The organism is Burkholderia sp. Ax-1720 (assembly GCF_011753035.1).
GTDB classification, from domain to species: Bacteria; Pseudomonadota; Gammaproteobacteria; order Burkholderiales; family Burkholderiaceae; genus Burkholderia; species Burkholderia gladioli.
On sequence record NZ_VWWK01000193.1, the window covers coordinates 1 to 12,481 of the forward strand.

Here is a 12,481-nt window from a genome sequence, read left to right on the forward strand (position 1 = left end):
CACCGACTGCCCGCCGATCACGAACATGCCGGCCGCGAACGCGGCCGCCGCCAGCGAGGCGCAGCCGGGCGCCGCCGCCAGCGCGGCCAGCGACAGCACGATCCCCGCGTACATGCCGCCCACCACGCGCGAGGCGCGCATCCGGTCCAGCGCCGCGCCGATGCCGAGCGCGCCCAGCCCGCCGCCGACGTTGAACGCCACCTGCACCAGCCCGACGTGCGCGCGGTCGAGCCCGCGCGCCGCCATCAGCGACGGCAGCCAGTTCAGCAGGAAGTAGAGGACGATCAGGGTGCAGAAGTAGCTGATCCACAAGGCAAGCGTGGCGCTCGCGCGGCCGCCGCCGAACAGCGTGTGGGCGACGCTCGCTCGCGCGGCGCGGGTGCCGGCCACGTCGAGATAGGCGCGCGATTCCGGCAGCAGCACCGCCAGCACCGGCACCAGCAGCAAGGGCCCGGCGCCGCCGACGTAGAAGATGTGCCGCCATTCGGTATCGCCGGCGAGCAGCACGCCGATCAGCGAGGCGATCACGCCGCCGAACGGAATCCCGCAGTACATCGCGGCCACCGCGCTGCTGCGCGATCGCGGCGGCACCGCTTCGGACGACAGCGCGATCAGGTTCGGCATCGCGCCGCCCAGGCCGATGCCGGTCAGCACGCGCACCACCACGAGCATCGCGAAGCTCGAGCTCTGCGCGGTGGCGATCGACAGCAGCCCGAACAAGGCGACCGAGGCGATCAGCACGCGCTTGCGCCCGATGCGATCGGCCAGCCGCCCGCCGAGCATGGCGCCGGGCAGCAACCCGAAGGTGCCGGCGCTGAACGCGATGCCCATCTGCGACACGCTCAGGCCGAACTCCCGCGCCATGCGCGGCGCGGCAACGCCGACCGACTGCAGGTCGAGCCCCTCGAGCAGCGCGATCGCGAAGCAGAGCGCGAGCGTGGTCGCGACCGCCGGCTTTTCGGCAACGTAGGTATTCATCGATGTCTCCAATCCATGTTGTCTCGTGGTCGGCGCGCCTTGCCGGGCGCCGCGGTTTTTTATCAGGCAGCCTGATTCACTGGCCGTAAAAAAGCCTGCCGGTCGCGTGGCCGGCAGGTCCTTGTTGTTGTCCGTTCAGGATCGCGCTCAGGCGCGAATCACGTCGGGATCGTCGCGCGCCGGGTCGTACAACGCCTCGATCGCCGCCGCGCGATGCTGCTGCACGGCCGCCTGGTTCAGCGACCCCTTGTCGGTCACCTCGCCGAGATCGAGCGACGGCGGACGATCCATCAAGCGAATGCGCGCCACGAAGGTCGCTCCGCCGCTCGCCTGCCGATTCAGTTCCGCGAGCCAGGCCTCGAAGGCCGCGCGCACGGCCGGCGCGCGCAGCACCTCGGCGGCCGGCGCGTCGGCGGCGAGCGCGGCCAGCGCCCGGCAGGCATCGACGCGCGGAAACACCAGCAGGCCGATATCGTCGCGATTGATCCCGGTCACGACCACATCCTGCACATAGGGCGCGCCGCTCGACACGGCCCTCGCGCGCAACGGCCCGACGCTGACGAAGGTGCCGCTGCTCAGCTTGAAATCCTCGGTCAGCCGCCCGTCGAACTGCAGCCCGAGTTCCGGCCGATCGGGATCGGCGAACACCGCCGCGTCGCCGCTGCGGTAATAGCCTTCCTCGTCGAACACCTCGCGCGGATCGACCTCGGCGTGCCAATAAGCGCGCATCACGTTCGGCCCCTTGAAGCGCAGCTCGAGCTTGCCGCCGCTCGGCGCGAGCTTCACGTCGCAGCCGGGCGCGGGCAGCCCGATATAACCGGAGCGCATCAGCGGCCCGGTTGTAAACAGGCAGGACGGCGAGGTTTCCGTCATGCCCAGGCCCGCCATGATGCGAATCCGCTCGCCGCAATGCGCGGCGGTCACGCGATCGAGCCGGTCCCAGGCGGCTTGCGAGAGCCCCGCGCCGCCGAAGAAATACAGCTTCACGCGCGAGAAGAACGAATCGCGCAGCGCCGCGTCGCCTTCGAGCGCGGCGGCCAGCTCCTCCCAGCCCTTCGGCACGTTGAAGTAGATCGTCGGCGCGATCTCGCGCAGGTTGCGCACGGTTTCGTCGAAACGGCCGGGCACCGGGCGGCCGTCGTCGATATACAGCGTGCCGCCGTTGTACAGCGCGATGCCGAGGTTGTGGCTGCCGCCGAAGGTGTGATTCCACGGCAGCCAGTCGACCAGCACCGGCGGCTCGCGCCCTAGCTCGGGCATGGTCTGGCGCAGCATCTGCTGGTTGCTGCACAGCATGCGATGCGTGGTGGGCACGGCCTTCGGCTGCCGGGTGGAACCCGAGGTGAACAGGATCTTCGCGAGATGGTCGGGGCCGATCGCGGCATGGATCGCGTCGATGGTGCGCGGCGCCGTGGCCAGCAGGCGCGAGAGCGGCAGCGCATCGCCGGCGGCATCGGCATCGCGCGCCACGATCAGCGTCGCATCGGCCGGCTTGGCCGCGTCGAGCGCGCGGGCAAACCCGGCGCGCTCGGCGACGAACACCGCGCCCGGCCGCAACACGCCCAGCGTGTGGCGCAGCTTGCCGTAGTCGGTCGAGACCAGCGAATAGGCCGGCGAGATCGGCGCATACGGCACGCCGGCCAGCATTGCCGCGAACATCAGTTGCAGATGCTCGAGATCGTTGCCGGACAACACGGCGAGCGGGCGCGCCGCCGACAGGCCGAGATCGACCAGCCCCTGCCCGATCGCGCGCGAGCGCTCCAGCATCTGGGCGTAGCTGATGCCGATCCAGCGGCCATCGTCGCCGCGGCGCGCCGCCAGCAGCCGATCGGGATGCGCCTGCGCGCCGCTCAGCAGGCGGTCGCTCAGGCGCGCGGGGTAGTCACCGAGCGGCTCGCGCGCGCTCAGGTACCAGCTGCCGTCTTGCGTGCGGCGCATCGCGGCGGCGCCTTCGGCGACCGCCGCCGCGCGATAGCGCACGCCGTCGTCGGCACGTGCCGGCGCGGGCTGCGATGGGTTCATCGTCGCGTCGCTCATGTCGGACCGTGGCACGGCGTGGCCTGCATGGCGGCCCGCTCCGGCCCGCTGGATCCAGCGTTCGACGCGCCAGCGCGCGCCTTCGTCTCGCCGATCCGCATTCGTCTGTCGGTCATCTCGTCTCCTGCCTTGTCTGTCCCGTTTGCCGGCTTCAGCGCTTGTAGGCCTGCAGGCCGGGCTTGATCGCCTTGTCGTCGAGGAACTGCTTGAGGCCCTGCTCGCGGCCATGTTCCGGGTCGCGCAGTTGCGCCTGGTCGAGCTTCGCGTACAGGTAGTCCTCGTTCTGCTCCCAGGTGAGCTCGCGCGAGCGCTTGAAGCCGTGCTTGGCCGCGCGCAGCACGACCGGGTTCTTGTCGATCAGCCGCGCGGCCAGCGCGATGGTCGCCTCGCGCAGCTCGGCGAGCGGCACGCTACTGTTCACCAGGCCCATCTCGGCCGCCTCGATGCCGGTGAAGGTATCGCCGGTCATGATGTAGTGCAGCGCGCGACGATGCCCGACCGTATCCGCCATCGCCTTGCTGACCAGGTTGCCGGGCGGGATGCCCCAGTTGATCTCCGACAGGCCGAACACGGCCTCTTGCGCGGCGATCGCCAGATCGCAGGCGACCAGCGGCGAGAAGCCACCGCCGAAGCACCAGCCGTTGACCATCGCGATGGTCGGCTTGCCGTACATGCGCAGGCGGCGCCATTGCCATTCCGATGCGTCGCGCCGCACCTTTTCCTGCAGCGCGTCGGGACCGCCGTCGATCTCGCGGAAGTATTCCTTCAGGTCCATCCCGGCCGTCCAGGCGGCGCCGGCGCCGGTGAGGACCAGCACCTTCGCCTCGTCGTCGAATTCGATCGCGTCCAGGACCTGCAGCATCTCCTGGTTGAGCGTCGGGCTCATCGCGTTGCGCTTGTCGGGACGGTTCAGGGTGACCCAGGCGATGCCGGCCTCCACCTTCACGTCCACGGTCTGCCAGCGCTTGTCGTACTTGCTCATAGAAGTTCCTGTCGTTCGTTTTCGTGCCATGACGCACGCAGCATCCCTGCTGCGGACGGCTCAATTTAATATCAGGCTACCTGATATTGCAAGCAGCACGAGCGCCGGTGTAAACCCGGAGCGAAACGACAGGAAGCAGGGATCGATCAGGCGCCGCGGCAGCGGCGGCGAATGGGGAACAGGTGGATCAGGCCGCGCGATGCGGCAGGCTCAGCCGCGCAGGTTGCGCGCGAACAGTTCGAGCGCGCGCTGGACGTGCACGGCATCGTCGGCGGAGACGTCGCCGAGCATGCGCGTCTCGAGCGGGCGCAGCACGGCCTCGCACTCGCGCAGCATCGCCGCGCCTTCGCCGGTCAGCTTCAGCAGGATCACGCGGCCGTGCGAGGGATCGGCCTCGCGCGTGACGAAGCCACGGGCGGCCATCACGCTCATCACCTCGTTGGCCGATTGCGGCGTGATGAAGGAGCGGTCGGCGAGCTGCGCATTCGACAGGGCGCCGCGCGCCTCGAGCACCGACAGCGCCGTGTATTGCGCGAGCGTGATGCCGAGCGGCGCGAGCGCGTCGGTCATGTGCCGACGCAGCAGCCGATCGAGCCCGCCGATCGCGTAGGTCAGGCGCTGCGATACGCGCGCCTTCGGCATGTCGCCCGGCGTGGAGGCGGCGGATTTCGGATTCGCGGGCTGGGCGGGGGCGGACTTCATGGCGCGGGAGGGAGGAAATGGCGGTGATTCTAGCAGCCGCGCTTGCCTGCGCGTTCGGCAAGCTGCCGCGGCGCGCCCACGCGAGGCTGGCCGGAACCGTCAAGCCGGCCCCTGACGGTCGAGGCGCCGACGATGCCCGAGACGGCAGCGAAGTAGCTGATTCAAGGCGCCTCGTCTTGGCAACCGCCCGTGACCAGTCGAGGCGGCCGAGCGGCGCCCCTGGAAGCACGCGGGAAGTGGCCCGCAAGCCCATCTGAAAGCCTTTCCCCCATGCTAAGCTCACGCCCTGTCGCCCGAGGCTGCGGAGCCGGCATGGTGTCGCGTGGAGCGTGGAACCCACCCCGGTGGCCTGAGCGCGCATCGCGCCGCCCCGCATCGCGAGCGCCACGCAGGCACCCAGCCGGGCCCATCCTCAGGCTGGCAATCGAATCGCACTTTCATCCCCATGTCCGCAGCCGATCCCACCTCCGGTTACCTCAGCGACGTGACCTTCCCCGACCGGTTCCATCGCGAACTGTCGCCGGCCTGGCTGAACTATGCCGGAGTGATCGGCGGCGCGCGTCCCAAGGCGCTCGACCAGCCATTCCGCTATCTCGACCTGGGTTGCGGCTTCGCGCATTCGACGGTGATCAACGCGGCCGCCTTCCCGCATGCCGAATTTCACGCCTGCGATTTCAACCCGGCCCACATCGAGGCGGCCTCGCGACGCGCGGCCCGGCTCGGCGTGAGCAACACGGTGTTCCATCAGACCAGCTTCGAGGCGCTGCTCGAGGCGGAGCTGCCGCCTTTCGACTTCATCGTGATGCACGGCATCTACAGCTGGGTCGACGCCGACGTTCGGCGCGTGGTGCGGCAGCTGCTCGATCGCCGCCTCGCCGACGGCGGACTCGTCTATCTCAGCTACAACTGCGAGCCGGGCTGGTCGGCCGAGGCACCGCTGCGCAAGCTGATGCTCGAGCTCGCCCAGGCCGCCGACGGCGACATCGAGACTCGCACCGGCAGCGCGCTGGCGGGCATGCAGCGGCTCGGCATCCCGAGCCTGCGCTACTTTCGCGACAATCCGGCGGCCACCGAGGCACTCGCGGCACTCGCCGACGATCCGCTCGACTATCTCGCGCACGAATTCCTGAACGGCACCTGGCAGGTGCATTACTCGGTCGACGTGGTCGACGAGATGGCCGAGGTTGGCCTGGCCTATGCGGGCAGCGCGACGCTGCCCGACAACCATCCGCTGCTGCTGATGGACCGCCCGGCCGCCGATGCGATCGCCGCCTTGCCCAACGCGCGGCTGCGGCACCTGGGCGAGGACTTCGCGGTCAACCGCCGCTTCCGGCGCGACGTCTTCGTGCGCGGCGCGCGCGCGGGCCGCTCGCCCGGCGAGGCGATGCGCCATCTCGACGAGCTGGCGATCGGTTGCTCGGGCGCGCTAGAGAAGATCGAGCCGCGCATGACGATTCCGCGCGGCGTGCTCGGTTTCCAGCCCGACTTCATCGCCGACCTGCGCGCCTTGCTGGCAGGCGGTGCGCTGCCGATCGGCGAGATCGTCGCGCGGCTCGGCGGGGCGCAGCGCAACGCGCGCGAGATCATGCAGAACCTGCTGTTCCTGGTGGCGGGTGGCTCGCTCACCCCGTTTGCGCGATCCGGCGGCCCGGATGCGAGCGGCCCGCGCCGCACCGCGAGCGCGGCCACCGCGGCTGCGCTCGCCAGCGGCGGCACGCCGGCGGCAACGGTGTTCGTGCCCTGCGAGGTGCTCGGCAACGGCGTTGCCGTGAGCGGCGAGGAAGCCGCCCAGGCACTCGCCTGGCTGGCGGGGAAACCGGTGGCTTGCCCCGAGCGGCTCGCACGGCTGGGCGTGTTGCGCGGCGGTTGATGGTCGTTGCCGACCACAGCTTGCCAGTAGACGCGCCCGCCAGCTTCGCCATGCCGGGCGCATCGATATCCCTGCCGGCCTCCGTCGCCAAGCGCGCCTCAGGCTAAAGCACCGGAATCACATCCCCCGCCACGCCCGTCACGATGTTCTTCGATCCACCGGTCAAGAACGCCGACCCGAACTTGTAGAGCTGGTACTTCCGGTTGTTCAGGTAGTTCGAGTCGAAATCCTTCCTCGGCTTCGCCCACTGGTTGGCGATCTCGTCCGCGCTGTACACCTTGTAGCCCGAATCCTCGATGTACTTCGCGCTCCAGTTGTGCAGGCGGGCCAGATACTTCACACCGGCATCGTATTGCGACTGGTTGATCACGCAGCGCCCCGCGAACATCTTGAGCAGGTGCATCTTGTTGATCGCCCCGCTGTTCAGGATCAGCGCCGAAATGAGCGGCACCCGCGTCGCGTAGTACTTGAACCACGTGTTGAATGCGATGGGATCCTGGTGAATCTTCAGTGCCGCGAGCCCCTGGAATTTCTCCTTCGCCTCGGCCACGAACTTCCGGAACAGGTGCAATTCATATAGGCGGTAGGCCGTCTTGATCAGCACCTCCACCGCCGACACGACAAAGCTGACCACATGCGCCGCCCCCAGCGAGGCGACCTGCAAACCGAATTGCACGCCCGAGCGCAGCGTCGCGTACAGGTTCTGCGCCGCGATCACCGACATCTTGGTTTCCAGCGCATGCACGATGGTGGCCGGCGTGCCGTCGACCACCTGCACGTCCTGCCCGCTCTGCCAGGCCTTGTATCGCTGGAACACGGCCTCGACGAGCGTGTTCACGGCGGTGGCGAGATTCATCGACACGCCGTATGTCGCGTTGGCCACCGTCGACAGAAAACGCTTCACCAGGAAATCGGTCAGGGCCCGCAGATCCTTGAAGGTGTTTTCGTCGATGAAATTTCCCGCCGCGGTCCAGGCCTGCTTGAAGGCGCCGAAGATCTTGTCGGACAGCGCGATCTCGCCATTGCTCAGCACCTCGGGAGAGCGATGGAACAGGATCCCCGAATCGACCGTGAATTGCGTCGAGGGCGGGTCCGCCGCCTTGGTGCCGGCCCCTCGCGCGTCGAGCTTCTTGGCGAGCTTTTCCGCCTGGGTGCGAACCCCGGTGCTGCTGATGTTCCTGACATCGGTGACGATCTTGCCGGCCTCCTTGCCAGCCTCGATAGCCCCGAAGGTCAGCCCGGCATTCGACATGTCGAACACCCCGCCCGTCACGATCTGGAACTTGCCGCGCTCGCACTCGAGCTTGGAGAAGAACCAGAGGATGCCGGCGCGCGCATTGGCCATGTCGTCCACCATGAACTGCGCCGATCCCGCCAGCACGTCCAGGTCGACCGAATAGAGCCACGAGTACAGGAGGGAGAAGTACTCCGTCTTCTTGTTGCGGGCATTCCGCTTCCACTCGTCGCCCATGCCGCTGCTGCGACGCCAGGCGAAAAACGCGTTCTCGATGATGCGCAGATTGCCGGGCGACTTGCCCACCTCATAGGCCTTGATGGCCATGTCGAGCGCCGCCAGCCTGGAATCGCGGCGGCCGATCGTCAGCTCGGTCTTTTTCTTCCACTCCTCGTAAGTGAAAGGTAGGGGCTGGAGCCCCATGCGCTGTCTGGATTGCATATTCGACCTTGTCAGCTCTCAGTTTGTCGTGCGGCACGGAGAAAAATGCTGCGACAGACATCTCGGCCCTCGATGCATCGAAGGCGCCCTCGGTTGTACGTCCAGATCGTCTTGAGTGTCTGTCGCACTCAAGAACGCTTGATGCCGTGGATCTATTCCGTGTGCAGCCTCTCGAATTCGACGAGGTGGGCCGACGTGATGCGGTCACGATCGGGGATGAACGTGTCATGGACGTGAAGCTGCCTCCAGGCGACATCACACCGCACGGAAATGGCTTTTTTCGGATATCGCATCCCGGACAATCGACACGCTTGCGCCCGTGTTCCGCATGCAGGTTCCGGAACTACTCGCTCGCAAATTCGACATGTCAACCATGGTTGACAGTTTTTTCCTATCCCACTACAGTCCGCATATGGCCGAAATCATCACGAGTGATGTATTCGACCGATGGCTCAGAGAACTTCGCGACATCCGTGCAAGAGCGCGGATCGAAGTTCGCATTCGTCGCCTGAGCCTCGGCAACCCGGGTGACGTGAAGCCGGTTGGCGACGGTGTCTCGGAACTGCGAATCGACCATGGCCCTGGATATCGGGTCTACTACATGAAGCGAGGCCGCGTCGTGGTCATATTGCTATGCGGCGGCAATAAGGATAGTCAAGGTCATGACATTGCCGTCGCCAAGGCAATCGCTGCGCAATGGAAGGGGTCCACGATATGAAAACCGTGAAGTTCAGTCGATACGATACCGTCGACTATCTGCAGACCGAGGAGGAGATTGCCGCCTACCTCGACGCTGCGGTCGAAGACGGCGATCCGGCCTTGATCGCCGCAGCCCTTGGTGACATCGCGCGTGCGCGAAATATCAGCCAACTCGCGCGCGATACCGGCATGAGTCGTGAAGGCATTTATCGAGCCCTGTCGGGCGACGGCAATCCGAGTTTTGCTACCGTGATGAAAATTGCGAGTGCGCTTGGGCTACGGATATCCTTTCGACCCGCGACATCGAGCCCATGAACAGGTGATCGACTCGCCAGCGAAATTCGCCGGCACACGACACCTCGATCGATATCCGAATCCCCTGCCACTCTCGTCGAACTTCTCACGAGGGATGTCCACCTTCAATCGATGAACCGCCGCCGTCCCGCGAGAACCGCGAACACGGCAACCAACGCACTGACGACGATCAGCACGGCCAACGGGACACGCCAGGCCCCGGTGGCGGCATGCAAGGCCCCCATCAGCAGCGGGCCGACAGCCGAGCCGGAATATCCGATGAACTGCGCCATGCTGGACAGCCTGGCCGCCTGGTCGTGATGGTGGGTACGCAGCGCGAACAGCGACAAGCTGGTGGTCATCGAGAAGCCGGCGCCGAGGCCGGCAACAACCAGCCACGCGGCAGATACGGGAGCACCGCTCCAGAGCCCGAGCGTGCCGACGAGCAGAGACGCGCCGCACACGTAGCCCATCGCACGCTGATCCTTCATGCGCTTGATGAGAGGCGCCGAAAGCAGGCTCGTCGCCACCGCGACCACCTGGTAAAGCAGCAGGTCGAACCCGGTGGAAGCGGCGGACTCGCCACGCTCCAGTCCAATCGACGCGTACCAGGTCACGAGCGAATAGAACACGAACGAATGGCAGGCGAAGAAGCCTGAAATCTGCCAGCCGATCGGGTGTCGCCAGGGCGAGACCGAGCCGGCGGCGCTTTCCTTGCGCACCGAGGGACGGTGTTCGAAGCGCAGTTGCGGCAGCCACGTCGCGAACGCCGCCACGGTGATGATGATGCTCATCCCGATGGCGACGCGCCAACTGGAGCCGGGCAGCGACGCGACGGGCACCGCCAAGCCCGCGGACAGGCCCGCCGCGCTGGCCATGGCCGCGGCGTAGAGGCTGGTGTAGAAGGCGGAGCGCTCCGGGAACTCGCGCTTGACGAGCCCGGGCAGCAGGACATTGCCGATGGCGATGCCGGCGCTCAACAGCAGCATGCCGAGCCAGACGGCACCATCGAACGGGCAGGAACGCACGACGGTGCCGACCAGGATCGCGACCAGCGCGGCACCGATGCCGCGTTCGAGGCCGATTGCCCTGGCGATCGCCGGCGCGACGAGCGACAGCAAGGCGAAAACCAGAAGCGGCAGCGCACCCAGCAGGCCGGCGGCGGAATCGCCGAGCGACAGGTCGGATTGAATCCGGTCGAGAACGGGGCCAAGCGACGTGATCGGTGCGCGCAGATTGGCGCCAACCAGGACGATACCGATGGGGAGAAGATAGCCACGGCGCAATGCGGCCGCGTTGACGTAAGCGGATTTCATGATGCGTGAACCTGCGCAATCGAGCCTGCCGGGAGAGCAAGCCCAATGATTTGCGTTGGTTCACGTTAACGCTTACGCGAGGATCGGGAAGTGGATTGAACCTCGTCTGCGGCGCAGTGTAACGAAGAGAGTTCGCGAGTGCAAGCGAGTGGAACCGGTGGTCGATTCGCATGGAATCGCGAGCCGCCTCCCTGGATTCGACATGGGCCGACCGTTCGTCGAACGAGCCAACTACCGGTATCGCCCGATCTCGCATCGGCACCCATCATCACGCTTTGTTTCAAGCCAATGAGCCCGTCGAGCATTCCTGATTTCCACCGGCCATCGCTTCGCATTCACCGCCAAGCCATCGCGCAAAAGGATTTAAATCCCGCCGAATCGCCCACCCGACAAGCCTTCCCCACCCGCCGCCCGTGCCGCCCGCCGAGCCTCGGAGACTCACCTCGGCATTACCCCCATTCCCAACCCGAAAATAATTCGGCGTCGGTAAAAACCACCTTCACGACACGCTTTTTCACACTCCCGGCACCGCTTCCCCTGCGTTCGCATACCGCGTTCTAGCTTCGCATCCGCCACACGCCGCTATCGAGCGAGCGCCTACATTAGCCGGAACGAAAGCTCAGGCTGTGACCAGACTCGACGGACCCATGAAACTGCTGCGGATTCTGACCGGCACCCACGCAGGCGCGCAATTGCAGCTCGCGCCCGGCGCGCACCGCATCGGCACGGACGACGCGGCCGACATACGCCTGACGGACTGGCGCGGTGCGGATCTGTGGCTGACGGTGGACGATACGGGCGTGGTGTCGGCGCAGGCGGTGGCCTCGGCCAACGCGGGCGCGGCGGCCGGCAACCCGACCAGCGGCCCGCTCGAGACCATCCTGCTGATCGACTTCGTGCCGATGCAGTTCGACGGCACGATCCTCTGCGTCGGCGACGAAACCGGCGTCTGGCCGTCGGACTACGAGCTGCTGCAGACGCTGCTGGCCAAGCCGGTGCCGAAGGCCTCGCCGCTGCGCCGCCGCTACCTCGGCATCGCGGCGGCCTGCTTCGGCGTGGGCGCGGTGATCGTGACGGTCTCGGTGCTCTCGACGGTGCAGATGAGCCGCGCGGCCCTGCCGCCGAACGCCGACGACAACGCGCGCCGCGTCACGGAAGCGCTCGCGGCGGCCCGCATCGACGGCCTGAACGCGCACGCGGTGGGCGACACGGTGGTGGTGACGGGCATGCTGGCCAGCTCGGCCGACGATTCGGCGGTGCGCCAGTTGCTGCGCCGCCTGACGATCACCCAGGTCGCGCCGCAATACGACGTCGCGCCCCAGGTGGCGCGCAGCATCGAGGATTCGCTCGGCGTGCCCGGCGCGCGCGTGCAGTACGGCGGCGGCGGGCGCTTCGTGATCAAGGGCTCGGTCGGCAACAAAATGGCGCTCGACGCGGCGATCGCGCGCGTGCGCGCCGATCTAGACCCGAACGTGAAGGACATCGTCGCCGACGTCTCCGAATCGGCCAGCAACGCCACCTCGACGGACGCGACGGCCTATTCGGAAATGATCTCGGCCGATGGCGTGCAGTACGCGCAGACGCCCGACGGCGTGAAGCACATCTACGCCTCGGATCCGCAGGACGCCTCGGCGGCCGACGCGGCGGCGGCAGCCGACAACGCCGCCAATCGAGCAACAAAACGGGACGCAGAGCGGCCATCGCGAGCGTGCGCGCCGATCTAGACCCGAACGTGAAGGACATCGTCGCCGGCGTCGCCGAACCGGCCAGCAACGCCCCCTCGACGGACGCGACGGCCTAGTCGGAAATGATCTCGGCCGATGGCGTGCAGTACGCGCAGACGCCCGACGGCGTGAAGCACATCTACGCCTCGGATCCGCAGGACGCCTCGGCGGCCGACGCGGCGGCGGCAGCCGACAACGCCGCCA

At 67.2% G+C, this 12,481-nt stretch carries 10 protein-coding genes; 4 read left to right on the forward strand and 6 right to left on the reverse strand.

All coding sequences use genetic code 11. The features are described 5' to 3' along the window. From mhpT to F3J18_RS31630, 4 genes are all read right to left on the reverse strand, one after another. The coding region (mhpT, locus tag F3J18_RS31615; protein WP_166916050.1) for a 3-(3-hydroxy-phenyl)propionate transporter MhpT at positions 1 to 978 on the reverse strand (978 nt) is incomplete at its 3' end. Positions 979 to 1,125: 147 nt separating this feature from the next. Continuing rightward, positions 1,126 to 3,015 carry a feruloyl-CoA synthase gene (locus tag F3J18_RS31620; protein ID WP_166916052.1) on the reverse strand — a complete coding sequence of 630 codons (1,890 nt, stop codon included), beginning with the start codon at positions 3,013 to 3,015 and terminating at the stop codon, positions 1,126 to 1,128. Positions 3,016 to 3,166: 151 nt separating this feature from the next. Further along, positions 3,167 to 3,997: a p-hydroxycinnamoyl CoA hydratase/lyase gene (locus F3J18_RS31625; RefSeq protein WP_025097477.1), complete on the reverse strand. Its 831-nt coding sequence runs from the start codon at positions 3,995 to 3,997 to the stop codon at positions 3,167 to 3,169. Between the two features lie 210 nt (positions 3,998 to 4,207). Continuing rightward, the gene (locus tag F3J18_RS31630) at positions 4,208 to 4,639 is read right to left on the reverse strand and encodes a MarR family transcriptional regulator (RefSeq protein WP_240154769.1); all 432 of its coding nucleotides are present in this window, start codon (positions 4,637 to 4,639) and stop codon (positions 4,208 to 4,210) included. Between the two features lie 505 nt (positions 4,640 to 5,144). Between F3J18_RS31630 and F3J18_RS31635 the strand changes: the two genes are divergently transcribed. After that, the gene (locus F3J18_RS31635) at positions 5,145 to 6,569 is read left to right on the forward strand and encodes a class I SAM-dependent methyltransferase (RefSeq protein ID WP_166916056.1); all 1,425 of its coding nucleotides are present in this window, start codon (positions 5,145 to 5,147) and stop codon (positions 6,567 to 6,569) included. 103 nt (positions 6,570 to 6,672) lie between these two features. Here F3J18_RS31635 and F3J18_RS31640 read toward each other — a convergent pair whose 3' ends face one another. Next, entirely contained in the window at positions 6,673 to 8,226 is a 1,554-nt protein-coding gene (locus F3J18_RS31640; RefSeq protein ID WP_166916058.1) for a hypothetical protein, read from the reverse strand. Positions 8,227 to 8,656: 430 nt separating this feature from the next. On the opposite strand from F3J18_RS31640, the gene F3J18_RS31645 reads away from it, so the two are divergent. After that, a complete protein-coding gene (locus F3J18_RS31645; protein WP_166916064.1) occupies positions 8,657 to 8,962 on the forward strand; it encodes a type II toxin-antitoxin system RelE/ParE family toxin in 306 nt (101 codons plus the stop codon). Then, the gene (locus tag F3J18_RS31650; protein WP_166916060.1) at positions 8,959 to 9,258 is read left to right on the forward strand and encodes an addiction module antidote protein; all 300 of its coding nucleotides are present in this window, start codon (positions 8,959 to 8,961) and stop codon (positions 9,256 to 9,258) included. Before F3J18_RS31645 ends, F3J18_RS31650 begins: the two co-directional genes overlap by 4 nt. A 104-nt stretch (positions 9,259 to 9,362) precedes the next feature. Here F3J18_RS31650 and F3J18_RS31655 read toward each other — a convergent pair whose 3' ends face one another. After that, complete coding sequence (locus tag F3J18_RS31655; protein ID WP_166916062.1) at positions 9,363 to 10,553, reverse strand: MFS transporter; 1,191 nt, start codon at positions 10,551 to 10,553, stop codon at positions 9,363 to 9,365. A 647-nt stretch (positions 10,554 to 11,200) separates the two neighbouring features. On the opposite strand from F3J18_RS31655, the gene F3J18_RS31660 reads away from it, so the two are divergent. Continuing rightward, positions 11,201 to 12,277 (forward strand): type III secretion protein, encoded by a 1,077-nt coding sequence (locus F3J18_RS31660; RefSeq protein ID WP_240156467.1) that lies wholly within the window; start codon positions 11,201 to 11,203, stop codon positions 12,275 to 12,277. The last annotated feature ends 204 nt before the right edge of the window (positions 12,278 to 12,481 follow it).